At 62.5% G+C, this 24,384-nt stretch carries 20 protein-coding genes; 7 read left to right on the top strand and 13 right to left on the bottom strand.

Annotated elements, in window-relative coordinates; genetic code table 11:
* Positions 1–32: 32 nt before the first annotated feature.
* The gene (locus BM346_RS10020) at positions 33–1,019 is read left to right on the top strand and encodes an integron integrase (protein WP_092011644.1); all 987 of its coding nucleotides are present in this window, start codon (positions 33–35) and stop codon (positions 1,017–1,019) included.
* Between the two features lie 137 nt (positions 1,020–1,156).
* Here BM346_RS10020 and BM346_RS10015 read toward each other — a convergent pair whose 3' ends face one another.
* The 5 genes from BM346_RS10015 to BM346_RS09995 all read right to left on the bottom strand — a co-directional run bounded on the left by BM346_RS10015 (position 1,157) and on the right by BM346_RS09995 (position 7,789).
* A complete protein-coding gene (locus BM346_RS10015) occupies positions 1,157–1,930 on the bottom strand; it encodes an SDR family oxidoreductase (protein ID WP_092011642.1) in 774 nt (257 codons plus the stop codon).
* Between the two features lie 64 nt (positions 1,931–1,994).
* Complete coding sequence (locus BM346_RS10010; RefSeq protein ID WP_092011639.1) at positions 1,995–3,143, bottom strand: acyl-CoA dehydrogenase family protein; 1,149 nt, start codon at positions 3,141–3,143, stop codon at positions 1,995–1,997.
* Between the two features lie 10 nt (positions 3,144–3,153).
* The gene (locus tag BM346_RS10005) at positions 3,154–4,341 is read right to left on the bottom strand and encodes an acyl-CoA dehydrogenase family protein (RefSeq protein ID WP_092011636.1); all 1,188 of its coding nucleotides are present in this window, start codon (positions 4,339–4,341) and stop codon (positions 3,154–3,156) included.
* 96 nt (positions 4,342–4,437) lie between these two features.
* Positions 4,438–5,616: an acetyl-CoA C-acyltransferase gene (locus BM346_RS10000; RefSeq protein WP_092011633.1), complete on the bottom strand. Its 1,179-nt coding sequence runs from the start codon at positions 5,614–5,616 to the stop codon at positions 4,438–4,440.
* 79 nt (positions 5,617–5,695) lie between these two features.
* A complete protein-coding gene (locus BM346_RS09995) occupies positions 5,696–7,789 on the bottom strand; it encodes a 3-hydroxyacyl-CoA dehydrogenase NAD-binding domain-containing protein (RefSeq protein WP_092011630.1) in 2,094 nt (697 codons plus the stop codon).
* A 261-nt stretch (positions 7,790–8,050) separates the two neighbouring features.
* Between BM346_RS09995 and BM346_RS09990 the strand changes: the two genes are divergently transcribed.
* Positions 8,051–8,689: a TetR/AcrR family transcriptional regulator gene (locus BM346_RS09990; protein ID WP_092011627.1), complete on the top strand. Its 639-nt coding sequence runs from the start codon at positions 8,051–8,053 to the stop codon at positions 8,687–8,689.
* A 42-nt stretch (positions 8,690–8,731) separates the two neighbouring features.
* Here the strand turns inward: BM346_RS09990 and BM346_RS09985 are convergent, their stop codons facing one another.
* The 3 genes from BM346_RS09985 to BM346_RS09980 all read right to left on the bottom strand — a co-directional run bounded on the left by BM346_RS09985 (position 8,732) and on the right by BM346_RS09980 (position 11,012).
* Positions 8,732–9,595, bottom strand: a complete 864-nt coding sequence (locus tag BM346_RS09985) for an alpha/beta fold hydrolase (protein ID WP_092011624.1) — start codon at positions 9,593–9,595, stop codon at positions 8,732–8,734.
* Positions 9,596–9,775: 180 nt separating this feature from the next.
* Positions 9,776–9,934: a hypothetical protein gene (locus BM346_RS18090; RefSeq protein ID WP_167812604.1), complete on the bottom strand. Its 159-nt coding sequence runs from the start codon at positions 9,932–9,934 to the stop codon at positions 9,776–9,778.
* Positions 9,935–10,097: 163 nt separating this feature from the next.
* A complete protein-coding gene (locus tag BM346_RS09980; protein WP_092011621.1) occupies positions 10,098–11,012 on the bottom strand; it encodes a DMT family transporter in 915 nt (304 codons plus the stop codon).
* A gap of 184 nt (positions 11,013–11,196) precedes the next feature.
* On the opposite strand from BM346_RS09980, the gene BM346_RS09975 reads away from it, so the two are divergent.
* Positions 11,197–11,796 carry an exopolysaccharide biosynthesis protein gene (locus tag BM346_RS09975; protein ID WP_092011618.1) on the top strand — a complete coding sequence of 200 codons (600 nt, stop codon included), beginning with the start codon at positions 11,197–11,199 and terminating at the stop codon, positions 11,794–11,796.
* A 71-nt stretch (positions 11,797–11,867) separates the two neighbouring features.
* On the top strand, positions 11,868–12,542 hold the full coding sequence (locus BM346_RS09970; RefSeq protein ID WP_092011615.1) for a histidine phosphatase family protein: 675 nt from the start codon (positions 11,868–11,870) through the stop codon (positions 12,540–12,542).
* Positions 12,543–12,578: 36 nt separating this feature from the next.
* On the opposite strand, the gene BM346_RS09965 is transcribed toward BM346_RS09970, so the two are convergent.
* Positions 12,579–15,086 (bottom strand): acyl-CoA dehydrogenase, encoded by a 2,508-nt coding sequence (locus BM346_RS09965; protein ID WP_092011611.1) that lies wholly within the window; start codon positions 15,084–15,086, stop codon positions 12,579–12,581.
* A 221-nt stretch (positions 15,087–15,307) separates the two neighbouring features.
* Here BM346_RS09965 and BM346_RS09960 point away from each other — a divergent pair, with 221 nt between their 5' ends.
* The gene (locus tag BM346_RS09960) at positions 15,308–16,957 is read left to right on the top strand and encodes a methyl-accepting chemotaxis protein (protein ID WP_092011608.1); all 1,650 of its coding nucleotides are present in this window, start codon (positions 15,308–15,310) and stop codon (positions 16,955–16,957) included.
* 20 nt (positions 16,958–16,977) lie between these two features.
* Here the strand turns inward: BM346_RS09960 and ftsH are convergent, their stop codons facing one another.
* Positions 16,978–18,864: an ATP-dependent zinc metalloprotease FtsH gene (ftsH, locus tag BM346_RS09955; RefSeq protein ID WP_092011605.1), complete on the bottom strand. Its 1,887-nt coding sequence runs from the start codon at positions 18,862–18,864 to the stop codon at positions 16,978–16,980.
* 115 nt (positions 18,865–18,979) lie between these two features.
* Positions 18,980–19,867: an AEC family transporter gene (locus BM346_RS09950; RefSeq protein WP_092011602.1), complete on the bottom strand. Its 888-nt coding sequence runs from the start codon at positions 19,865–19,867 to the stop codon at positions 18,980–18,982.
* 242 nt (positions 19,868–20,109) lie between these two features.
* Between BM346_RS09950 and BM346_RS09945 the strand changes: the two genes are divergently transcribed.
* Together BM346_RS09945 and BM346_RS09940 are read left to right on the top strand one after the other, a co-directional pair.
* Complete coding sequence (locus BM346_RS09945) at positions 20,110–21,294, top strand: MalY/PatB family protein (RefSeq protein WP_092011599.1); 1,185 nt, start codon at positions 20,110–20,112, stop codon at positions 21,292–21,294.
* 13 nt (positions 21,295–21,307) lie between these two features.
* The gene (locus BM346_RS09940; RefSeq protein ID WP_092011596.1) at positions 21,308–21,850 is read left to right on the top strand and encodes a macro domain-containing protein; all 543 of its coding nucleotides are present in this window, start codon (positions 21,308–21,310) and stop codon (positions 21,848–21,850) included.
* Between the two features lie 24 nt (positions 21,851–21,874).
* Here the strand turns inward: BM346_RS09940 and BM346_RS09935 are convergent, their stop codons facing one another.
* Together BM346_RS09935 and BM346_RS09930 are read right to left on the bottom strand one after the other, a co-directional pair.
* Positions 21,875–22,804 (bottom strand): DMT family transporter, encoded by a 930-nt coding sequence (locus BM346_RS09935; protein ID WP_092011593.1) that lies wholly within the window; start codon positions 22,802–22,804, stop codon positions 21,875–21,877.
* A 30-nt stretch (positions 22,805–22,834) separates the two neighbouring features.
* The gene (locus tag BM346_RS09930) at positions 22,835–24,247 is read right to left on the bottom strand and encodes a succinylglutamate desuccinylase/aspartoacylase family protein (RefSeq protein WP_092011590.1); all 1,413 of its coding nucleotides are present in this window, start codon (positions 24,245–24,247) and stop codon (positions 22,835–22,837) included.
* Positions 24,248–24,384: the final 137 nt, after the last annotated feature.

Raw genomic sequence — 24,384 nt, 5'->3', positions numbered from 1 at the left:
ACAGATGTACAGTTTAAATAGGATTCTCGCTCATGGATGACATTCCAGTCCCTTTGCCTGCTGTTCCTACCCGATTCATGGACCGCTTCCGCGCGTTCATTCGTACCCGGCATCTCGCATACCGCACGGAGAAAACCTACTGCAACTGGGTACGGGAGTTTATTCTGTTCCATAACAAGCGTCACCCCGAGTCCATGGGTGCGGATGAGGTCAACGCCTGGCTGAGCCATCTCGCCAACAACCGCAACGTGGCAGTGAACACACAGAAGACAGCCCTGAACGCCGTGGTGTTCATGTATCACCAGTTTCTGGGAAGGGAACTGGGCAACCTGCAGTTCACTCATACTTCCCAGGGACGCAAGTTGCCCACCGTTTTCAGTCATGAAGAGGCTATGGCGGTGTTGTCACATATGCGGGGCGTGCATAAGCTCGTGGCCAGTCTCATGTACGGTTCCGGTTTGCGCGTTATGGAAGCGGTGAGACTGCGCGTTCAGGATCTGGATTTCTCAGAGCCGTGTGTGTTTGTCCGTGAGAGCAAAGGCAATAAGTGGCGGCGCACGATTTTGCCGGCATCACTTTGTGAAAGTTTGGAGACCCAGGTGGAATATGCACTGGCGCTCCACCGGCAGGATCTGGAAGATGGTTTCGGCGAGGTTTACATGCCCAATGCGCTGGCGAAGAAATACCCCGCTGCTGCCCGCAGCCCGGCCTGGCAGTATGTATTTCCGGCCCGGCGCCTGTCCATTGACCCCCGGTCTGGCGTGTATCGGCGCCATCATATAGGTGAACAACAGGTCCGTCGCTTCGTCGGCGATGCGTTAAAAGCATCGGGCATTCGCAAGAGGGCCAGTTGTCATACCTTTCGCCACAGTTTTGCCACCAACTTGCTCAAGCGGGGAACAGACATTCGCAGTATCCAGGAGTTGTTGGGTCATAACGATATCAGCACCACGCAAATCTATACCCATGTTGTTGGCACGCACCAGCGAGGTATCAGTAGTCCACTGGACCTCTCGTGAACCGGGCAGTCCCGGATATACAGACTTATCCAATGTATTTGCAGTCCTGGCCTCACTGTACAAAAAAGCCCGGATCACCAAACGGTGTCCGGGCAATGGACTGTCACTGGGGTCAGTGCAACCGAGTCGGGATTACATCAACAGACTGTGGTACCACCGTCGATGGCAATGTTCTGCCCGGTGATGTGGCGGCCGGCTTCGGTGGCCAGAAGGGCGATCAGGCCCTTCATGTCTTCCTCGCCGCCAAAGCGGTTCAGGGGGATGCGCTCCAGCATCTTCTCGCCCATGGTGTCCAGCAGGCCGTTGGCCATCTTGGAGGGGAAAAAGCCGGGGCAGATGGAGTTCACGTTGATGTTGTACTTGCCCCACTCCGCGGCCAGGGCCCGGGTGAAGTTCACGTTGGCGCCCTTGCTGGTGTTGTAGGCGATGGTGGTCATGCCTTCCGGGTTGCCGGAGAGGCCGGCAATGGAAGCGGTGGTGATCACCTTGCCGGACTTGCGGGGAATCATGCAGCGCTTGCCCACTTCCCGGGTGAGGAAGAAGGTGGCGTCCACGTTCAGGTTCATCACCTTGTCCCAGGCTTCGTCCGGATGGTCTTCCGCCGGGGCACCCCAGGTGGCGCCGGCGTTGTTCACCAGGATGTCGATGGTGCCGAAGCGTTCGATGATCTGGTCAACGAAGCCGGGTACGGTTTCCCGCTTGGACATGTCGGCGGCGATGGTCATTACCTCGATGCCCTGACCTTCCAGGTGCTTCCGGGCGTCGTCCAGTTCGTGCTGCTTACGGGCGCTGATGACCAGCTTGGCACCCAGTTCGCCGAGGGCTTCGGCCATTTGCAGACCCAGGCCCCGGGAACCGCCGGTGATGACGGCGACTTTTCCGGTCAGGTCGAGAAGTTGTTTCAGGCTCATGTGGGGAATCCTGTCGTTGTTGTTGGAGTGCCCGGCCGGAGTGAGCCGGGCACTGGCAGCTGTGTTACGCGATCTTGTCCAGCAGGGCGTCGCTGACCTTGCCCAGGTGATGATCGGCATCGCCGAACAGCAGGTTGATCAGGGTCAGGCGCTTGAACAGGTGAGCGGCGAACATCTCGTCGGTGACACCCATGCCACCGTGGAGCTGGACACCGGACTGGCCCACCAGGCGAGCGCCCTGGCCGATCAGCAGCTTGGCCTGTGAGATGGCCTCACGGCGGGCGTCAAGGTCATCGGAGTCCGCGTAGGCGGCGGCCAGGATGGCCATGGAACGACCCTGCTGGGTCTGGATGAACATATCCGCCATGGCGTGCTGCAGCACCTGGAAGCGGGAGATGGAGACCCCGAACTGCTTGCGCTGCTGGGTGTACTCCAGGGTGGCCCCGGTCATGGCTTCCATGGCGCCCACGGCTTCGGCGCAGAGGGCGGCGATGCCCTGGTCGATGGCCTTCTCCAGTGCCGGGAAGCCCTTGTCGAGCTCGCCAACGATGGCATCGGCGCTGACTTTCACGTCCTTCAGCTCCACATCGGCGGTACGGAAGCCGTCGTGGGAGGCGAAATCGTTGATGGTCAGGCCGGAGGCGTCCGCATCCACCAGGAACAGGGTGATGCCGTCTTCACTGCGGGTGTCGCCGCTGGTGCGGGCGGAAACCACCAGCTGGTGCGCCTGGCCACCGTGAATCACGGCGGTCTTCCTGCCGTTCAGGGTGTAGCTATCGCCGTCGGCCTTGGCGGTGGTCTGCACATTGGCCGGATTGTAGCGGGCACCCTGTTCGTAGGCGGCGAGGGCCATCAGCTTCTGGCCACTGGCGATGGCCGGCAGGATATCCTGTTTCTGGGCGTCGGAACCTGCATCCCGCACCAGGCCGCCGGCCAGCACCACGGTGGCCAGGTAGGGCTCGGTGACCAGGGCGCGGCCGAAGGATTCCATGACAATCATGGTGTCGATGCCGTTACCACCCAGGCCGTCGTACTCCTCGGGGAAGGTGAAGGCCAGCAGACCCATCTCCGCCAGGGCGTTCCAGATGGTCTCATCGGTGCCCTTGCCGGACTCGACGATCTTGCGGCGTTTCTCGAAAGTGTACTCGTTGGCCAGGAAGCGGCGCAGCGAGTCCTGCAGCATGTTCTGTTCTTCTGTCAGTTCGAAGTTCATGGTCCGCTCCTTAAAGCCCCAGCACCAGCTTGGAAATGATGTTGCGCTGGATCTCGTTGGATCCGCCGAAGATGGACAGCTTGCGCATGTTGAAGTAGTCACCGGCCGCCGAGGTGGCGTTCATGGTGCCCACCACGGGGTAGGCGTAGTCCGGCTCCAGGGCCTCCGGGATATGGGCGAGGGCGTCCTGGCCGGTGGCTTCCATGGCCAGTTCGAACAGGCGCTGGCCGATCTCGGTGCCACGGATCTTGAGGATCGACGCTTCCGGGCCGGGGCCGGAGGAGGCGGTCAGCACCCGCAGTACGGTCAGCTCCAGGGCGCGGAGTTCCGCATCCAGCTGGGCCAGGCGATCGCGGAAGCGGGGATTCTCGATGATGGGCCTGCCATCGTCCTTCTCCTCCCGGGCGATTTCCTTGAGCCGGCGCATCATGGCTTTCCACTGGCCCACGTTGGCCAGGCCGGTGCGCTCGTGACCCAGCAGGTACTTGGCGTAGGTCCAGCCCTTGTCTTCCTCGCCGACGAGGTTTTCCACCGGCACTTTGACGTTCTCGAAGAAGACGTCGTTAATCTCGTGCTCGCCGTCCAGCATGATGATGGGCTTGACGTCGATGCCCGGGCTCTTCATGTCGATGAGCAGGAAGGAGATGCCTTCCTGGGACTTCACGTCCATGTTGGTGCGCACCAGGCAGAAGATCCAGTCGCCGTGCTGGCCCAGGGTGGTCCAGGTCTTCTGGCCGTTGACAATGTAGTGGTCACCCTCACGCTTGGCGGTGGTGCGCAGGGAGGCCAGGTCGGAGCCGGCGCCGGGCTCGGAATAGCCCTGGGACCACCAGACTTCGCCGCTGACGATGCCCGGCAGATGGCGATCCTTCTGTTCCTGGTTGCCGAACTTCATGATCACCGGGGCCACCATGCGCAGGCCGAAGTCCAGCTGGCGGGGCGCGCCTGCCATGGCGCATTCTTCCTCGAAAATCAGCTGCTGGACTTCATCCCAGCCGGTGCCGCCGTACTGCTCGGGCCAGTTGGAGGCGCCCCAGCCCTGCTTGTAGAGAATCTTCTGCCAGCGGGCGATCATGTCCTTGGTGGGTCGATGGCGCTTCTGCACCCGCTCACGGATATCGTCCGGCAGGTTGTTCTCCAGGAACTGGCGCACTTCCTGGCGGAAGGCGTCCTGTTCAGGGGTGTAATTCAGATCCATGGTTCGCTCTCTCGTGTCGTCTGTCGCAACGGAGCCCCGCCGGGGCGGGAACTCCGGTCTGGTTGTGTACCGGGATTATTCGTAAAAGAAACCCGATCAGGCCACTTCGAACAGCCCGGCGGCACCCATGCCGGTGCCGACACACATGGTCACAACAACGTATTTTACGCCGCGTCGCTTGCCTTCGATCAGGGCGTGGCCCACCAGGCGCGAGCCTGTGGTGCCGTAGGGGTGACCCACGGCGATGGCGCCGCCGTTGACGTTCAGGCGGTCCATGGGAATGCCCAGCTCACGCTGGCAGTACAGCACCTGTACCGCGAAGGCTTCGTTGAGTTCCCACAGGCCGATGTCGTCGACGCTCAGGCCGGCGCGCTTGAGCAGCTTGGGCACGGCGTAGACCGGGCCGATGCCCATCTCGTCCGGCTCGCAACCGGCCACGGCGAAGCCGCGGAAGATGCCCAGGGGCTGCAGGCCCCGCTGTTCGGCCAGCTTGCCGTCCATGAGGACACAGGCGGACGCACCGTCGGAGAACTGGCTGGCGTTACCGGCGGTGACCACGCCGCCTTCCATGGCGGAGCCGATCTTGCTGACGCCTTCCAGGTTGGTGTCCGGGCGGATGCCTTCGTCCTGGGACACGGTGACTTCCTTGCTCATCAGCTGACCGGTGGCCTTGTCGGCGACGCCGGCGGTGGTGGTGATGGGCACGATCTCGTCGTCGAACTTGCCTTCCTCACGGGCCTTGGCCGCCAGGGTCTGGCTGCGCACGCCGTACTCGTCCATGTCCTCTTTCCTGATCTTGTAACGCTGGGCCACGGTTTCCGCGGTCTGCAGCATGGACCAGTAGAGCTCGGGCTTGTTCTTCATCAGCCAGGGCTCGGCGAGGTAGTTCTGGTTGACGGTGGCCTGGACGGTGGAGATGGACTCCACGCCACCGGCGACCATCACCGGCACCCGGTCCACGGCGATGTGGTGGGCGGCCATGGCAATGGCCTGCAGGCCGGAGGAGCAGAACCGGTTAATGGTGGCGCCGGCCACGGACACCGGCAGGCCGGCGCGGATGGCGCCCATGCGGGCCACGTCGTTACCGGTGGAGCCTTCCGGCAGGGCGCAGCCCATCAGCACATCTTCGATCTCGGCGGGGTCCACCTTGGAGCGCTCAACGGCATGCTGGATGGCGTGGCCCGCGAGGGTGGCGCCGTGGGTCATGTTCAGGCCGCCGCGCCAGGACTTGGCCAGGGGCGTGCGGGCGGTGGATACGATGACAACATCATTCATAATCTTTCTCCTGTGAACCGGAGCCCCGCAGGGCCCCGGCGATCAATTCGTGGAAACCAGGTGACGCAATGCACCGGCCTTACTGGTCAAAACCACGGCCTTCCTGCGCGCATTTGGCCAGCAGCGCAGCGGGCTCCCAGAAACCTTCCTGGGTGTTCGGGTTCTCGGCGAAGGGCTCCATGTCGCGGACCACGTTGAGCAGACCAACCTGCTCGGCGTAGTGCATGGGGCCACCGCGGAATACCGGGAAGCCGTAGCCGGTGAGGTACACCATGTCGATGTCGGAGGCGCGCTGGGCGATGCCTTCCTCCAGGATGCGGGCACCCTCGTTCACCAGGGCATAGACGCAACGCTGGACGATTTCCTGGTTGCTGATCTTGCGGGGGGTGATGCCCATCTCGGCGCGGGCCTCGTCAACGATCTTGTCCACTTCCGGATCGTGCAGGGCCTTGCGGTTACCCGGCTCGTAGCGGTAGAAGCCGGAGCCGGTCTTCTGCCCGAAACGACCCAGCTCGCACAGGCGGTCGGCAATCAGGTTCTTCTTCATGCCGGGGTGTTCCGCGTACAGGCGCTTGCGGATGGCCCAGCCGATGTCGCCGCCGGCCAGGTCGGCCATGCGCAGCGGGCCCATGGCGAAACCGAACTTCTCGATCGCCTTGTCGATCTGCTGCACGCTGGCGCCTTCCTCCAGCATGGTCAGGGCTTCACGGGAGTACTGGTTGATCATGCGGTTGCCGATGAAGCCATCGCATACGCCGGAGACCACGGCGGTCTTCCGGATGGTCTTGGCCAGCTTCATGGCGGTGGCCAGAACGTCCTTGGCGGTCTTGTCGCCGCGAATCACTTCCAGCAGCTTCATGATGTTGGCGGGGCTGAAGAAGTGCAGGCCGATCACGTCTTCCGGTCGCTTGGTGAAGCCGGCGATCTTGTTCACGTCGAGGGTGGAGGTGTTGGAGGCCAGGATGGCGCCAGGCTTGCAGACCTCGTCCAGCCTGGTGAATACCTGCTCCTTGACGCCCATCTCCTCGAACACGGCCTCGATAACCAGATCCACGTCCTTGAGGTCGTCATAACTGAGGGAAGGGGTCAGCAGCTCCATCCGGGCTTTGGCTTTATCTTCGGTCATGCGGCCTTTCTTGACCTGGCCTTCGTAGACCTTGCGGATGGCTTCCACGCCCCGGTCCAGACCTTCCTGCTTCATCTCGACGATGGTCACCGGAATGCCGGCATTGAGGAAGTTGATGGAGATGCCGGTGCCCATGGTGCCGGCGCCGATCACACCCACGGACTCGATATCCCGGGTCGGGGTATCGGACGGCACGTCGGAGATCTTGCTGGTCTTGCGCTCGGCGAAGAAGGCGTGGCGCAGGGCGGCGGACTCAGGGGTCTGCATCAGATACTTGATGCCGTCGCGCTCGACTTTCATGCCCTCGTCGAAGGGCTTCTTGACGGCGGCTTCCACCGCTTCCAGGCACTTCAGCGGAGCCGGATAGTTCTTGGCCATGGCGCCGATGGTGTTACGGGCGAACATGAAGAAGCCTTCCGGGTTGGGGTGCTTCGCCTTCAGGTCGCGCACCTTCTTCAGGGGCATCTTGTCGGCGACCACCTTGCGGGCGAACGCCAGGGCGCCTTCCATCAGGTCGCCTTCGATAATCTCATCCAGCAGCGGAGTGCCCTTGAACTGTTTGGCGGGCACCGGCGCGCCGGAAACGATCATGTTCAGGGCATGCTCGACACCGATTACCCGGGGCAGGCGCTGGGTGCCGCCGGCGCCGGGGAGAATGCCCAGCTTCACTTCCGGCAGGGCCAGCTGCGCGTCCGGAGTGGATACCCGGTAATTACAGCCCAGGGCCAGTTCCAGGCCGCCGCCCATGCAGTTGCCGCTGATGGCGGCGACAACCGGCTTCCTGGCGGTTTCCACGTAGTGGATGGCGGTGGTGAGGATAGGCTCCTGCATCACCCGGGGGGTGCCGAACTCGGTAATGTCGGCGCCGCCGGAGAAGGCCCGGTCGGAACCGGTGATCACGATGGCCTCGATGGCACTGTCCTGCTCAGCCTTCTTGATGCCCTCGACGATGCCCTGGCGCAATGCCAGGCTGAGGCCGTTGACCGGGGGGTTGTCCAGTCGGATAACGGCGACATTGCCGTTGGTGTCGTAGTGTGCGGTGCTCATGCTCGCTCCTTTCTTGGCTTTGGCAACGAGTGCCGGGTAGCTCTGGTGGGCCCTTTCGATGGCAGGTCGGTTCCACCGTGGGCCGGGTCGTCGTGCTGGAATGCGGGAAATTGTTTCCATACACTGGTGTCTGGAGATTCCGTACAGTAATGTATTGTCGCGTCACAGGTCAATGGGGTTGTACACTCCGTCGCCCTGGTCACCCGCAACCAACGAGCCCGGACCGCTCTCATGCCGCGGCCGCTCGGAACCGGACTTACTATGGCAAGCAGCAAAAACAGTCCCAGAACAAACCGCAACGTAGCCCCGGGCAAGTCCCAGCTGACCCGGGACGACTGGCTGGATGCCGCCGCCGGCGAAGTCGCCGCCGGTGGCTTCGGCAACCTGCGGGTTCTGACCCTGGCAAAAAAACTGGGCGTGACCCGGGGCAGTTTCTACTGGCATTTCCGGGACCATGAGGATCTGGTGAACAGCTTCCTGGACCGCTGGCGGGACCGCCGTTTCGTGGAACTGGACTACATGCGGCCGAAAGGGGAAAACCCGGAAGAGGAACTGCACCAGTTGCTCCAGTTGCTGCTGACCGACGCCTCCCGGAACGTCCGCCGCCTGCAGGTGGAACTGGCGGTGCGGGACTTCGCCCGCCGTAACGACTACGCCGCGAGGCTGGTGGAAGAGGTGGACGAGGCCCGGGTGGAGCAGAACAAGCTCCTGTTCCGGAACCTGGGAAGCGTGGAGGACCAGGTGGAGGAGCTGGCCACCCTCATGTATGTGGCGACCATCGGCTCACAGGTAGTGCTCTCCGGTCGCCAGGGCAATACCGACATCATTCGCCGCATCGAGCACCTGGTGGCGCGGGTGGCGCTTGGCCAGGGGGGGAGCACAAATTCCGGAAAGGAGTGACAACCGGCCAGGGCGACCCCGTGGCCGGTCGCATCCGGGGAATCAGTCAGTCTCGAAAAAACCGTTCATATGGCCTGCCACCTCTTCCGGCTTTTCCTCCTGCAGGAAGTGGCCGGCGTCCACTTCTTCCACGCGGATCTCCTCGAAGCAGTCTTCGATATGGTTGAGGTACTCCGGGATAATGACCCTGTCCTTGTTGCCATAGATATAGAGGCTGGGAATCTTCCAGACATGATCTGACAGGGTTCCCCAGCGTTTGGCATCGTCAGCGAAGGCGCGGTAGTAGTTGGCCCCGGCGCCAGGCGTGCCGGGAATCCTGTACATGCGCACATACTCGGCGATGGAATCTTCCGGAATGTCGTTGCTCCAGCCCTGGAGGAAGAACCGCAGCCAGGTCTCCTCGGCGCCGGGGATCATGGCTTCCGCAAGGCCCGGAGCCTGCTGGAAGTGCTGGTACCAGTACGCCTTGCCGCTGCCGGAGCGGACTTTCTCGATCACTTCCATGTTGCCCTTGAGATTGTTGATCAGGGCAATGTTCATGATCACCATCTTGCGGATCTGGTCCGGGATCGCCAGGGCCACTTCCTGGGCCACGATACCGCCCCAGTCATGGCCGACAAGCTGGAATTTTTCGATGCCCAGCTCGTCCAGCATGCTGATAACGTCTTTGGCCAGCTCCTGCTTTCGGTAGTGCTCCTGACCTTCCGTGCGTTCGCTGTCTCCCAGTCCCCGAAGATCCGGTGCGATGACCCGCAGGCCCTGTTTCAGGTGGCGGCCCAGATGCTCCCAGCAGTAGGAGCTTTCCGGCCAGCCATGGATCATAACCACCGGGGCGCCGCTGCCTCCCTCCCGGTAACTGAAGGTGCCGCGTGACGTGGTAAGGGTTTTGGGCTCGCTGAGAAACATGGGTGCTCCTGCTTGTTGTTATGGCGTTTTTAAATGCGGTTGCGTAATGAAACCTAATCCTAGACAGGGGTGGGGGACTTGTAAAGACGTAGAGCCATGAGAGGTGGCTGAAGGGGGGCGGTGAGGAAAACGGAGTGCCCGGCGGGAGGCCGGGCACTCAAAGGGTCAGAACCACGAGACCTACTGCAGACCGAGTCTGAAATCGTTGGTCGCGGTATTTTCTCTGTTTCCGTCGGCGGGGGAGCCGGCGCCGGTGGTGTCCGCCACCGGATAGAACAGGAATAGCAGTACAACGACGATAACGACAATACCGGTGATAAACGCCAGTGCCCTGGACATGAGACGCCTCCTGCGAATCGGTGGATTCCTTGTTAACGGGAGTGTGCCGCCGTTCCCATCACAGGGGCATGTTACAAAGCGTTAAATGGCCCAAAGTGGGAATCGGTTCAAACTCTCCGTCTGTATGAAATGCTGAGTCCTGTGGGCAAGGCGGAGGCGAAGGTCAGTCCGGCTGAGATTTTCCGGAGTCGGCAGCGGTAACCTCTGCTGCCATGGCCTGCCTCGGTGGCACCGGTGTCCGCCTGCGCTGCAGGCCGATCAGCACCAGCGGAAGGATGATCATGAGGCTGCCGGTAAAGAACCACAGGTCCGGCACTTCCCCGAACCAGATCCACCCCACCGCGATGGCCCAGATCAGTCCGGTGTATTCGGCACTGGTCACCTGGTTGGCCTCCACGTGGCGGTAGGCCATCAGCACGCTGGTGTTATAGCCGAGGATGAAAATTGCCGAACCCAGGGCACTCCAGACAACCTCCAGCCGCCAGGGAGCCCCTTCCAGCAGTGCCAGCACAAGGCTGGCGGGCAGCATCAGCAGGTAACTGAGAAACAGCTTGTGCACCGTCGACTGTTCGCGGGGGAGCTTGCGCACCATGACCGCCGCCGTTGCCAGGCAGAAAGCCGTCCCGAGGGCGGACAGTGACGCCAGGTTGAATTCCATGGGTCGCAGTATGACGAGGACGCCGCCAAAGCCGCTGAAAACCGCCAGCAGGCTCAGGGGTCTGAGCCCCTCGCCCATGAAAACCACCGATAGCACCATCACGATGACCGGCGCCACGTAGAACACGGCATTGGCGCTTGCCAGGGGCAGCGTGGTGAGTGCTACCACCATGCAGATCAGACCGGCAAGATGGATATGGGCCCGGAGGGCATGGAGGCCGACGCCCTCAAGCAACCTGTCCCGGTTGATTTGCCCCAACAGGGGCAGCAACAGCACCAGGGTGAGCAGGCTGCGCAGAAAGGCGAACTGGAACACCGGCGCCCCCGGCTCCAGCAGTTTGATGAACACGTCCGAGACGATAGCCAGGGCGTTGCCGATCACCAGCAAAAGGATGGCGCTGCTCACTGTGTTGCCTGACATGCCCTTCTCCGGCGTGGGTTGACCTGGATCGAACTGGAAGGGGGAGTATAGAGGCCTTCCGGAGCCCTTGAAAGGAGGAGGCCTTCCCCTGCCGGAAGGTCTGGTTTCCCGACCGGATCATTGGTTACCCTAATGAATCCCGCGGGTCAGGCAGCCGCCTCGCAATGACACTGGGAGAATCAGGATGGGTGAGACGCAGGAAAAAGGGCTGGACAGTCTCGAAGCCGTGCTGGACCGACTGCGCCGGAGCAGGGGCAATCGGGACCAGGTGAAAGTGGAAGATGTCCTCGACGCGGCCGGCACCCGCTCCTTCGGACCCGTGGTGGTGTTGGCCGGCCTGGTGGTACTGGCACCCCTGATCGGTGACATTCCGGGCGTTCCCACGGTCATGAGCCTGTTGATCATGCTGACCATTGGCCAGCGCCTGTTTCGCCGGGAGCGGATCTGGCTGCCGCGATGGCTATCGCAGCGGCGAATGTCCCGGGCCAGGTTTGAGAAGGGACTGGGCTGGATGTACCGGCCGGCGCGGTTCATCGACCGTTTTACCGGCCCTCGCCTGACGGTGCTCATGACGAATGGTGGAAACATTCTTCTCACCAGCGCCTGCCTGCTGGTGGCCATGATGCTGCCGGTGATGGAACTGGTGCCCTTCAGTGCCAATGGTGGTGGTCTTGCGCTGCTCGCCTACGGGCTGGCGATTATCGCCCGGGACGGCCTCCTGGGCCTGATTGCGCTGGCGATTACCGCCGCAACCATAGGGTTCGTGGTCTGGCAGCTTGCGTGATGGGCTGGCCAATCGCGCCGCGCTCGGGCAGGATGTGTTTTCTGCGGTAGACATCCAACAACAGGTACCCCATGGCAAGATTATTCATCGTAAGACATGGCCAGGCTTCTTTCGGCGAAGCCAACTACGACCGACTCTCCGACCTGGGCTGGCAGCAGGCACGCTGGCTGGGCGAGTATTTCGGTGAGCGGGAGCTGGACTTCCATCGCGTGGTGGCGGGCAGTCTCCAGCGCCAGCAGGACACCGCCAAGGGCATTCTCGAGGGCATGGCCCGGGTCGGCGCGGACGTGTCCACCCACCCTGGTCTCAACGAATACGACGGCGAAATGATGTATCGCGCCTTCACCGGTAGCGGTGACCAGCACGTGCACCAAGCCCGGGACTTCAAGGACTACTGGCGCACCTTCCGGGCCGCCTACGAAGCCTGGATCGATGATCGGCTCACCGATGTCACCGAAACCTGGGGTGACTTTGGCCAGCGCATTGAAAACGCCATCGACCACGCCTGCGAGGGTGCCGGACGCGACGACGCGGTACTGGTGGTGACCTCAGGCGGCGTTATCGGCAGTGCCCTCACCCGGCTTCTGGAAGGGCCGGAGCGGGGAGCGATCCACCTCAATTTCCAGTTCCGTAACACCGCCTTCTGTGAGGTGATCGTGGGCAGTAGCGCCCGTCGGGTACTGAACTTCAACAATGCACCCCACCTGGAGCGGCCTGGCCGCCGCCACGCCCTGACCCACGTCTGAGGCAGGCAGGAACCGGGGCCCGCGGGCCCCGGCCATTCACTGCTCAAGGTCTGCCGGACGTTCCACCACTTTACGCTTGCCCTTGGCGCAACGGGCGAGCGCCTTCAGCCCATCGGGCTCGAACGCATCCACCCGGATCACATCGTAAAGGGCGGACAGGGCTTCCAGTAGCTTGTCGCATTCCTCTTCTTTGATGATGCCCTCCTTGCAGGCCCAGTCCACCAGCTCCTTGCGTTGGTGGCCCATCAGCATGTCGATACCGCCCAGCTCGTCCGGATCACGGCTGCGGATGGCCTTGTGCAGGCGCTCCCGCATTTCGGCGGTTTCATTGGCCAGGCGATAGGCGTTGAGCACCCGGCCGAGGGAGTCATCGGGCTTGTCGTTGACGTAACACCCGCGGCTGATCCGCTTGCGCAGGGGAGTGTCCTTGACGATGCTTTCGGCGACTTCGGTGGCAAGGCGGTCGTCCGGCCCGTTCAGGCCAGTGGCGCCGAGGGGGAAGATCAGTACCCGCAGCGGCCAGCGCAGGGCCGGTACCGGAAACCGGATCACGGCGTCCCGCATCGACGCCTGCAGGTCGCACAGGCAGCGCTGAAGGCACCACTCCACCAGGGGTCGCTGGTCGTCCGGGTAGCCCTCCTCATGCCACTGCTTGATCACGGCAGTGGCGTAGTAGAGCTGCACCAGGCAGTCTGCCATGCGCCCCGAGAGCCGCTGGCGGGCCTTCAGGCCGCCGCCGATGGTGAGCAGGGTGACGTCCGTCATAAGGGCGAAGGCCGCAGAGAACCGGGCCAGCTGGCGGTAGTGCTTCTGGATATTGCCCTGCCTGGGCACCGGCTCCGCCAGTCCGCCGGTCAGACCAAGCACCAGCGCCCGCAAGGCGTTGCGGGTGGTGTGGGCGATGTGACGGTAGAAGGTGTCGTCAAACTTGCGCACGGCCTTGCGCTGGTCCTTCATGCCCGCCGCTTCGATCTCCGCCACGATGAACGGATGACAGCGGATGGCCCCCTGGCCGAACACCATCAGGCTGCGGGTAAGAATGTTGGCGCCTTCCACGGTGATACCGATGGGGACCGCCTGGTAGGCCCTGGCCAGGAAGTTACGGGGGCCGGTGATGACGCCCCGGCCGGCTACCACATCCATGGCGTGGTTGATCACCTCGCGCATCAGGTCGGTGTTGCGGTACTTGAGCACCGCGGAAGGCACGGAAGGCCGAACTCCCCGGTCCAGCATGCCGGCGGTCAGCAGGCGGGCGGCGTCCATCATGTAGGTGTAGCCGGCAATGGGTTCCAGAGCCTCCTGTACGCCCTCGAACTGGCTGATGGAGCGACCGAACTGCTCCCGTACCAGGGAGTACGAGCCAGTAGCCAGGCTCGCGACCTTGCCAGCGCCGGTACCGAGCGCCGGCAGGGAAACGGAACGGCCGATGGACAGGGTCTCCAGTAGCATGGTCCAGCCTTTGCCGAGCATGTCCTGGCCGCCGATCACCTGGTCCATGGGGATGAACACGTCCTCGCCCCAGGTGGGGCCGTTCATGAATACCGTGTTCATGGGAAGGTGACGGGCACCGGCGTTGACGCCTTCGGTATCCCTGGGAACCATGACGCAGGTGACACCCACCTCGTCGTCGTCACCGAGCAGCCTGTCCGGATCGAAGACCTTGATGGCCAGGCCGATCAGCGTGGCCACCGGTGCCAGGGTGATGTAGCGCTTGTTCCAGGTGACCCTCAGTCCAAGAACTTCCTCTCCGTTCCACTGGCCTTTGCAGACAATGCCCCTGTCGGGAATGGCGCCGGCATCGGAACCGGCCACCGGCGAGGTCAGGGCGAAGCAGGGAATCTCTTCGCCGCCGGCCAGGCGGGGCAGGTAGTACTCCTTCTGTGCATCGGTTCCGTACTCCATCAGCAACTCACCCGGACCCAGGGAGTTGGGCACCATTACCGTGACTGCCGCGGACACACTGCGGGTGGAGATTTTCATCACGATTTCGGAATGGGCGGTGTGGGAAAAGCCCTTACCGCCCCGTTCCTTTGGAATCATCAGGCCGAAGAAGCCATTCTCGCGGATGAACTTCCAGACCTTGTCGGGCAGGTCGTAATCCTCATGGGTGATTTTCCAGTCGTCCAGCATGGCGCAGAGCTTCTCCACCGGACCGTCCAGGAACGCCTGCTCCTCGCTGGACAGGTGTGCCGGCCTGGCACCCAGCAGTTTCGACCATTGCGGCTGGCCGGAGAACAGCTCGCCGTCCCAGTCCACGGACCCGGACCGGAGGGCTTCCTGCTCGGTGTCGGAGAGGGTTGGCAGCTGACCGCGGACCCAGCCCAGCAGCGGCTTGCTGAGCTTTTCACGGCGGAGGTCATCGGCGTGGAGGATAACCAGGGCGAGGGCCAGCAGGCCGCCGCCGAAAAGAATACTGACAACGTGCCACTCGTCCATGGACATGCCCACCAGGGTGGCGGCAATCAGGACGACCGTGGCCAGGGTACCGCCGAGGCCAAGGTAAATCAGCACCAGGGCACTGATAATCAGGAAAAGGACACTCATCGGGAGACCTCCGTATCGGGAATGGAATCAACCAGAAACCCTCTAACCATCGAACAAACCCCGGATGGTTGCAAGTGCCTCTGAATCTGTTGTCACCGCAAAAACCATATTGCAAATAGTTGTAAAAGAATGCGCTTTGACCATCGTGAAATTGATCCAGTCTTTCTTAGCCGTCGAAAGAATAGACTCGATTAATAAAATAACGACGTTGGAGTATACAGATGTTTCGCCAGCTGACGGTTGCGGGCCGCATTGGTCTCGGTTTCGGTTTCCTGTTATCTCTCATGGTACTTATCAGTCTGGTCGGGAACTTCCGGGTGGACTTTCTTGACCGCACCCTGACAGAGGTGCAGCAGGGTGCTGCGGTCAAGCAGCGTCACGCCATCAATTTCCGTGGCAGTGTCCATGACCGGGCCATTGCCATCAGGGATGCGGTTCTGGTGCGGAACGACAGTGCCCTGGCCGGGCACCTGCAGGAGGTCCAGCGCCTGGATGCGTTCTACCAGAAGTCTGCTGCGGCCATGGATGCCCTGTTCGACAGCCTCGGTGCCAGCGAACGGGAAGCGAGTCTGCTGGCCGACATCGAGGAGATCGAGCGCCAGACACTGGCTCTGACCGAGCGTCTGGTCGAGCTGCGCAGGGAGCAGGGTCCGGAAGCGGCCCGTGTCTTCCTGCTGGACGAGGTATCGCCGGCGTATACCGAATGGCTCAAACGGGTGAACGCCTTTATCGATCACCAGGAAGCCATCATTGCCGGAGATATTGAGCGCGTGCAGGAGGCGGCTTCTGGCTTCCAGACGCTGATCTTTTTTGTGACCGGTGTGGCGATATTCGCCGGTGTGGTGGTTGCGATGCTGATCATCCGCAATCTGAAGTCCACCCTGGGCGCGGAGCCGGAAGCGGTGGCGGATGTGATTCGTGGCCTAGCTGATGGCCAGCTGGACCAGAACATCCAGACCCCCTATCCCGGTAGCGTTATGGGGGTGCTCAAACAGACCACGGAGCATTTGGCGGCCACCATGGCGCGGGTGAGGCAGGCTTCGGTGCAGTTGGCAGAATCGTCCTCTGAACTGCTGGCGACCTCCGGAAACAACCGTGAGCAGATCCGCCTGCAGTCCGAGGAGGCCCAGCAGATGGCCGCAGCGGTCAACCAGATGGCGGCTACCGTGAACGAGGTGGCGGGCTTTGCCGCCAACGCGGCCTCTGCGACCCGGACTGCCGATGAGGAGGTGGAAAACGGCAACCGTGTGGTTGGTGAAACCGCCACCGCCATTGGCAAGCTGGCTGACACTCTTGAGGACGCCACGGAAACCGTCAAGCAGGTCAGTCAGGACAGCGCCAATATCGAAACCATCATTGAAGTGATCAATGGGATCGCCGAACAGACCAATCTGCTGGCACTCAATGCCGCCATCGAGGCGGCACGGGCCGGAAGCCATGGCCGTGGATTCGCGGTGGTGGCGGACGAGGTCCGGTCCCTGGCCACCCGGACTCAGGATTCCACCCGGGAGATTCAGGAAATGATCGGCAAGCTGCAGACTGGCGCCGGTCAGGCGGTATCGGTCATGGAAACCAGCCGCGAACGGGCCCGTGAGACGGTGGTGCAGACTGGCGAGGCACGGGATGCGCTGGCCCGTATTCGTCATGAGGTGGGTGCCATCAATGACATGAACGCCCAGATTGCCAGTGCCGCCGAAGAGCAGAGCTCGGTGGCCGAAGAGGTCAATCGTAATATCAGCCGCATTCATGACGCCACGGTGGAGACTGCCGCCGGTTCCGAGCAGGTGGCTTCCTCAGCCAGGGAGCTGGACTCCCTCGCAGATCAGCTCCGTGGTGAGGTCGAGTTTTTCCGTGCCCAGGGCACTAGCTGAGTACCAGGCATGGCCAGCCGTCATGATCGCGCGCCAGAGACGGCTGGCCTCTTCGGCATCAGGTCCCGGAGGCCCTCCCCGCTGAGTACCTCGACCTCCAGCAGGCGCATGGCGCCGGTTTCAAGAGAGTCACGATGGGCTTCCAGGATGCCGGTGGCAGTCTCGAAGGCCTGTTCCGTCAGTGTCCTTATGGCCTGATCGATGGCTTCGGCCGTGGCTTCGCTGTAGGAGCGGGGCCCATCCAGGAACCGCTGTTGCAGATGGCTGGCCGGGGATTTCTCATAGGTGACCAGGCCCAGACCCGGAATCATGCCGTACCGGGTAACCATGTCACGAGCGATGTCCGTGGCCTTCTGCAGGTCATCTGCCGCGCCGGTAGATGTGGTGTTGAACACCAGGGCTTCCGCGGCCCGGCCGCCCAGCAGGACCGCCATCCGGTTGCGGAGTTCGTCCTCGGACAGCAGGAACCGGTCCTCGGTGGGGCGCTGCAGCGTATAACCGAGGGCGCTTATGCCCCGGGGGATGATCGAGACTTTCTGAACAGGGTCGACGCCGGGCAGCGCCATGGCCACCAGGGCGTGGCCTAGTTCGTGATAGGCGACCGTTCGCCGCTCCCGTTCACTGAGGATGCGGTTCTTCTTTTCCAGCCCTGCGACAATCCGCTCGATGGCGTTGTTGAAGTCATCCAGGGTCACCCTGTCGGCATTGCGGCGTGTTGCCAGCAGGGCCGCCTCGTTCACCAGGTTGGCCAGGTCGGCGCCGGTGAAACCCGGTGTCAGGGCGGCAATCTGATCCAGGTCGGCCTGGTCATCCAGCCTGATCTTGCGAACATGCACTTTCAGGATCTGGGTCCGGCCCAGACGGTCGGGCCGGTCCACCAGTACCTGGCGATCAAACCGGCCCGCCCGCAGCAGGGCCTGGTCGAGGATTTCGGGACGGTTGGTGGCTGCCAGCAGGATCAGTCCGCTGGACGGATCGAAACCGTCCAGTTCCACCAGCAGCTGGTTAAGTGTCTGTTCCTTTTCGTCGTTGGCCATCATGGGGTTCGCGCCCCGGGCACGGCCAAGCGCGTCGAGCTCGTCAATGAAAATGATGGCTGGTGCCATGGTGCGGGCCTGGTTGAACAGGTCCCGGACCCGGGCGGCACCCACGCCCACGAACATTTCCACGAACTCGGAGCCGCTGATGGACAGAAAGGGAACCCCGGCCTGACCGGCGACGGCGCGGGCCATCAGGGTCTTGCCGGTTCCGGGGGGACCGACCAGAAGAACGCCCTTGGGAATATGGGCGCCAAGGCGGCTGTACTTCTCAGGGTCTCTCAGGAAATCCACCACCTCCTGCAGTTCGGCCTTGGCTTCGTCAACGCCGGCCACGTCGTCGAAGGTCACCCGGGTGTCCTTTTCCATGTAGACCTTGGCCTTGCTCTTGCCAATGGCCATCATGCTGCCGCCGCTGCCCATGCCGCCCATGCGTCTGAGCAGAAAGCTCCACAGCAGGATCAACAGGGCGAAAGGCAGCAGCCACGACAGCAGGGAGGTCAGCCAGGTGTTTTCCCGAACTCCGGTGTAGTTGATATCGGCCTCTTCCAGCACCCGAACCAGGTCCGGGTCTTCCACGCGGATCGCCCGGACCCGCACCAGACCACTGTCCCCGGGACCCATGCGGGTCAGCTGATTCGCTGGCAGGTAAGCCGCCAGCTGGTCAATGGCGACCGTGGCCCTGATGTCCTCGGCGGCCACAGATACCTCCCGCAATTCGCCTGCCATGGCCAGGGCCCGGAAATCGCTGTAGCGGATGGTCTGGGGCTGGCTGGAAAGCCAGTCCGGAAGCAGAAACAGAAACACCATGACGGCGATGAAGTACCAGATGGAGAACTGGGTGCGCTTGTCCGGCTTCGGGTTTGGCATGCTGTCGGTCCTTGATGTGCCCGGCGTGTCGCCTGGCTGGTCAGTCTACCCCTCACAGCTGACATTAAGGCCTGATGTGGATCAATGCCAGCGACAGCTCCTCAGCGCTGTTGCCTCAGACCAGATTGGCGCTGAACACAAGCCCCAGCACCAGGGGCATCACCACCAGGCTGCCCAGGTTGGCGATGAGTACCAGGGAGGCCACCTTGTGGGGCTCCTGCCGGTACTGCTCCGCTACCATGTAATTGAGTACCGCCGGAGGCAGCGCGGCGAATACCCACAGGCTGGCAATCTGGAGGCCGGTAAGATCCATCAGGACGACCATTGGCCAGGCCAGAATCAGGCCGCTGGCGGGGCAGGCGATGGCGCCCAGCAGACCGAGTTTCCAGTCGCTGAAATCCACGTCCAGCATGCGGATGCCCAGGGTGAACAGCATCAGGGGAATGGAGATGCCGCCGAGCATGTTGAGGGCCTCCATCAGCCACCCCGGCATGGGTATGCCGCCGGCGTTGACCGTCAGACCCGCGATGGTGGCCAGCACCACGGGTACCCGCAGGCGTCGCAGGATCGAGGTATGGGGATCAAGCATGTACAGACCCACCGAGAAATGCAGGATCATCTCCACCACAAACAGCACCACCGCCGCTGGCAGGGCGGCCTCCCCGAAGGCCAGCACGATGACCGGAATACCCATGTTGCCGGAATTACTGAACATCATTGGCGGCAGGAAGGTTTTCACATTCAGCTTCAGGACCCGCGCCAGCGGCCACAGGATCAGTCCGGACCCCAGAACGATGATCGCCCCGGCTGTGGCAAGCCAGGCAAAGTCGGCGAGCGGGGCCTCCTGGTCCGCCAGCACCGCAAACACCAGCATGGGCACGAACAGCTCCATGTTGACGGTGTTCATGCTCTGGATATCCGGTGACCGGTAACGGCCGTACAGAGCGCCACAGCCGGCGATCAGGAATACCGGCAACATCGTGGAGAGAATCTGGCCTATCATGAAAACTCCGTGCCTTGGCGGGTAAGCAGGGTAAACGGTAGGAGGGTAAGTGTAGCCATTCCACCCGATGCAGTCACTCGGACCAGGGTCTTATACCCACACCCACCGTCCCGGAAAGGGCTCGGAGCCGGGAAATCGCCGGCAGGCCCCGGCCGCACGCTTCTTCAGTGGAGGAGTGTCTTGCGAAAACCCCCTGGCGCCATCAGCATGGCGCAGTTGATACGACAATACGGGAGTGTAACTTGAAGAATCCTTTTGATCGGGTGCTCGTTCGCGAGGGAACCTGCTCCGTCAAGTTTGATGCCCGCAAGGCGGTGTTCGGGCGTGAGGATGTGATTCCCCTCTGGGTGGCGGATACGGACTTCGCCGCGCCACAGGCGATCACGGAAGCGCTGGTGCAGCGGGCGCGGCACCCTGCCTACGGCTACACCCTCTTTCCCGACAGCCTGTATGAGTCGATGATCGACTGGTTCCGGCAGCATCACCACTGGTCGATCAAGCGGCACTGGGTCCGGATGGCTCCAGGGGTCGTGCCTACCCTGCACGCCGCCGCCCGGGCCTTCGCCGGTGAAGGCGAAGGGGTCATCATTCAGCCGCCGGTTTACCCGCCCTTTTTCAGCAGCATCGAGAAAACCGGTCGGCGGGTGGTGGAGAACCCACTGGTGGTCAGGGGTGGCCGCTACGAGATGGATCTGGATCACCTGGCCGCCTGCGCCGCGTCGCCGGATGTGAAGCTGCTGTTCCTGTGTTCACCTCACAACCCGGTGGGGCGGGTGTGGAGCCGGGCGGAACTGGAGGCGGTACTGGACATTGCCCGGAGCCATGACCTGGTGGTGATTTCCGACGAGATTCACGCCGACCTGGTTTATCCTGACCGGTCCGCTCATACCATGCTGGCTACGCTGGCAGAACCCGGGGACCCTCTGCTGACGGCTGTGGCACCCAGCAAGACTTTCAATATCCCCGGTATGGGGCTTTCGGCGGTTGTGGCCGAGCGGGCTGATCTCCTCAAGCAGTTGAACAATGTGTTCGACGCCTTTCATATGTTGCAGTGCAACCCGTTCAGTGTGGCCGCCTTCGAGGCGGGATACCGGTCTGGTGCGGACTGGCTGGCGGAGATGATGGACTACGTTCGCGACAACCGGGATTTTGTGCTTGGCTTTATGGAACAGCGCCTGCCGGACATTTCTGTAACCGGGCCGGAGGGCACCTACCTGCTGTGGCTGGACTGTCGCGAGCTGGGGCTGGGCGATGCCGACCTGAAGCGGTTCTTTGTGCAGAAGGCCGGGGTCGGCATGAATCCCGGCAGTTCCTTCGGAACCGGCGGCAGTGGTTATATGCGATTGAACCTGGGTTCTCCCCGGTCCGTCCTGAGGCAGGCGCTGGAACAGATCGAGACAGCGGTTACCGCGCTGAAGTCAGAGTAGCAGGAGGTGGACTGTGAGTAGCGACAGCGTCCAGAAGAATGGCGTCACTTTCGAGTGCATCCAGGGGGATATTACCGATCAGCATGACCTGGATGTGATCGTCAACGCCGCCAATGCCGAGCTTATGCCCGGCGGTGGTGTGGCAGGTGCCATCCACAAGGCAGCTGGCCCGGAACTGGCGCGCACCTGTGAGTCAATGGCACCCATCTCGCCGGGCAAAGCGGTTATCACGCGGGGTTTCGAGTTGCCCAATGGCCATGTCATCCACTGCCTGGGCCCGGTCTACGGCAGGGATGAGCCGTCCGACGAACTGCTGGCGGACTGTTATCGCAATGCCGTGCAGCTGGCTGAAAAGGAAGGCCTCGAATCCATTGGTTTCCCCGCCCTGTCCACCGGCGCCTTCGGTTACCCCATGGAACCGGCGGCCGAAGTGGCCTTCGAGACGCTCCTGGCACTCAGTTCCGAACTGAAAAAGGTCAGGCTGATTCGCTTCGTGTTGTTCAAGGATGCCGACCGTGAGCTGCATCAGCGGGTACTGACCAGACTGGCAGGCTGAACCTCCGCAGACCGTCGGTACATCTCAGGGTCGGTCCGGCCTCGGTGCCGGTGCGGGATTGCGGGTGGTCAGGTAGAGACCAGCGAGAATGAAGGCACCGCCGGCCAGGTGGAACCAGCCCAGCCGTTCCCCGAGGAAAACCCAGGCCAGCACGGCGGCGTACACGGGGGTCAGATACATGAACATGGCGGACCTGGCCGGACCCACCTTCAGGACGCCGTGATTCCAGAAGGCGTAGGCGAGGATACCCGGGAAGAAGGCGACGTAAAGTAGTGGCGGCAGCGTGCCTGGCGTCAGCCGGAATCCTCCGGAAAACCAGAGCAGATCGACCAGGTAGACGGGTGCCAGAATGATGGTGCCAAGGGCAATCTGGACAGTCAGGAAAGTGAGGGGTTTCAGGGGTACGGCAAATCTGCGCAGCAGCACCGAAAAAATTCCCCAGGACGCCACGGCGGTCACCATGATCAGGTCCCCCATGGCGAAGCTCAGGCTCGTCAGCCTTTCGAGCTTGCCCTGTCCGATCACAATCAGCATGCCGGCCAGGGCCACCGCGATACCCAACACCTGATGAGGGCGGGTCCGTTCACCAAGAAGCAGGAGCGCCAGCAGCGCCACCATGATGGGGATGGTGGAGTTGATCAGCGCGATATTGATGGCGGTCGTGGTGATGGCCGCCAGATAGAGAAGAGTGTTGAAGGCGGTGACGCTGAAAAAGGACAGCACCAGCATGCTGCGCCAGTACTGCCGGACCGTCCGCCACTCCTGCCGGATCCCCCGGATGCCAAAGGGCAGGATGACCACCAGGGCAATCACCCAGCGCCAGAATGAAAGGGATGCAGGAGGAATGGTCTCCACCACCCCCCGCGCCACGACGGCATTGCCGGCCCAGAACAGGGGGGTGAGGACCAGCCCGACATAGGCTAGGGCAAGGGAACGATCGACTGCTTGAGGCACGAATCAGCTCCGGTAATGAAATCGGGGAGTTTACTCTTCCGCGGGGATTTCCGCCCGTGACCCCAGGTGATAGGCCGCGAACCCGGCCATGACCACCTGGTCGACCGCCATGCCGATGACACGCCCGTCGCTGTCGGCGCGGATGGCGGACTGCTCGTTGGTGATGGGGTCCGATACCACCCCAAGAACCGTGCCCTCGGTCACGTAGGCTCCCAGTTTTACATCGCTGAACAGAATGCCGCCCTGGTTGGCCCGTATCCAGTGGGACCGGTAGTACACCGGTTCCGGTTTGCTCCACTGGAAGAAACGGGCAGTCATACCCTGCTTTTCCAGAAGGCTGAACAGGCTGTTCACGCCGGCGTCGATATGGTCTTCCTGAATGCGCATGGACTCACCCACTTCCATGGTGACGGCGGGAACACCGGCGTCGGTTGCGGCGGAGCGAAGCATACCCGGGCTGCCCGGACTGTGAACCACGACCATGGCATCAAACCCCCGGCTCAGCTCGGCCACGGCGGGCTGATTCATGTCAGCACGCAGCTGCGGCAGGTTGGTGCGCTTCAGGGAGCCGGTGTGGATATCCACAAGCATGGTGCACTTCTGGATGACCTGCTCGAACAGGGAGTGGGCCACGCGATGGGCCAGGCTGCCCTCGGGACTGCCCGGGAAATAACGGTTCAGATCGCGGCGATCCGCCAGGTAGCGGCTGCCCTGCTGAAAACCCTGAAGGTTCACGATGGGAATGCCCACCACGGTGCCGGAAAGCTCCTTGGGATCCAGGTCGTAAACCACCCGGCGAATGATCTCGATGCCGTTGAGTTCGTCACCATGCACAGCGCCGGTCATGCACAGCACGGGCCCGGGCCTGCTGCCGTTTACCACCAGCACCGGCGTTGGCTGGCTCAGTCCGGCGATCTGGATACCCGGGGACCAGGCCAGGCGGGCCGTGGTGCCTGGCAACACCTTTCCGCTGAGCATGTGGAAAGGCCCGGCCTGGGCCGGCCGGGTTTCCGGTATGACCTCGAGCGTTGCCGGCTCACCTCCCGGGGCAATGTCCTGGCGCTCGCCCGGTCCGGTGCTGCCTGTGTCGGAGTTGTCGTCCCCGCCGGACGCAGGTGGTGACGAGCCGGGCGCATTCTCCAGGGATTCGGGCGCGTCATCCGCCCGGGGCAGCCTGTCCCCTGAGACAACCGGGTCGGGCGGAACGTCAGGCTTTGTGGAAAGGGCGGAGCCGTCCGGCACCGGAATGTCTTCAACGGACTCGTCTTCCGGCAGCTCGATAACCGGCAGTTGAGGGGAGGACCCGGCATCGGAGCTGGTTTTGCCGGCGGCTTCTGACGCCGTGGATGTCTCCTGGGCGCTTGAAAACGGTGCCGCAATGAGAAACCCGAGGCCTGCTACAAACGCGAAAATAATGCTGGCACAGCGATGGTTCAGGTGCATGTCCCCTCTTGATCCTGTTGGACGGTACTGCATTCGCGCCGACCGGCTGATTCCGGTCTCTGGCGCGAAAACAACCCCAAGGCTACCTGAATTGGCCACGACGCCGATAGGTGACTGACAAAGGTTTAACCCCTTTT

This window comes from Marinobacter daqiaonensis (assembly GCF_900115285.1).
Taxonomy (GTDB): Bacteria; Pseudomonadota; Gammaproteobacteria; order Pseudomonadales; family Oleiphilaceae; genus Marinobacter; species Marinobacter daqiaonensis.
Note: the sequence above shows the minus strand (reverse complement) of the source record. Positions and strands in the feature narration are given on the sequence as shown.

Coding starts and splice junctions, on each gene's coding strand:
- BM346_RS10000 (WP_092011633.1), bottom strand. CDS start 5,616: ATGAATGATGTTGTCATCGTATCCACCGCCCGCACGCCCCTGGCCAAG.
- BM346_RS09960 (WP_092011608.1), top strand. CDS start 15,308: ATGTTTCGCCAGCTGACGGTTGCGGGCCGCATTGGTCTCGGTTTCGGT.
- BM346_RS09985 (WP_092011624.1), bottom strand. CDS start 9,595: ATGTTTCTCAGCGAGCCCAAAACCCTTACCACGTCACGCGGCACCTTC.
- BM346_RS09980 (WP_092011621.1), bottom strand. CDS start 11,012: ATGTCAGGCAACACAGTGAGCAGCGCCATCCTTTTGCTGGTGATCGGC.
- BM346_RS10005 (WP_092011636.1), bottom strand. CDS start 4,341: ATGGATCTGAATTACACCCCTGAACAGGACGCCTTCCGCCAGGAAGTG.
- BM346_RS09930 (WP_092011590.1), bottom strand. CDS start 24,247: ATGCACCTGAACCATCGCTGTGCCAGCATTATTTTCGCGTTTGTAGCA.
- BM346_RS10015 (WP_092011642.1), bottom strand. CDS start 1,930: ATGAGCCTGAAACAACTTCTCGACCTGACCGGAAAAGTCGCCGTCATC.
- BM346_RS09995 (WP_092011630.1), bottom strand. CDS start 7,789: ATGAGCACCGCACACTACGACACCAACGGCAATGTCGCCGTTATCCGA.
- BM346_RS09970 (WP_092011615.1), top strand. CDS start 11,868: ATGGCAAGATTATTCATCGTAAGACATGGCCAGGCTTCTTTCGGCGAA.
- ftsH (WP_092011605.1), bottom strand. CDS start 18,864: ATGCCAAACCCGAAGCCGGACAAGCGCACCCAGTTCTCCATCTGGTAC.
- BM346_RS10020 (WP_092011644.1), top strand. CDS start 33: ATGGATGACATTCCAGTCCCTTTGCCTGCTGTTCCTACCCGATTCATG.
- BM346_RS09975 (WP_092011618.1), top strand. CDS start 11,197: ATGGGTGAGACGCAGGAAAAAGGGCTGGACAGTCTCGAAGCCGTGCTG.
- BM346_RS10010 (WP_092011639.1), bottom strand. CDS start 3,143: ATGAACTTCGAACTGACAGAAGAACAGAACATGCTGCAGGACTCGCTG.
- BM346_RS09990 (WP_092011627.1), top strand. CDS start 8,051: ATGGCAAGCAGCAAAAACAGTCCCAGAACAAACCGCAACGTAGCCCCG.
- BM346_RS09950 (WP_092011602.1), bottom strand. CDS start 19,867: ATGATAGGCCAGATTCTCTCCACGATGTTGCCGGTATTCCTGATCGCC.
- BM346_RS18090 (WP_167812604.1), bottom strand. CDS start 9,934: ATGTCCAGGGCACTGGCGTTTATCACCGGTATTGTCGTTATCGTCGTT.
- BM346_RS09965 (WP_092011611.1), bottom strand. CDS start 15,086: ATGAGTGTCCTTTTCCTGATTATCAGTGCCCTGGTGCTGATTTACCTT.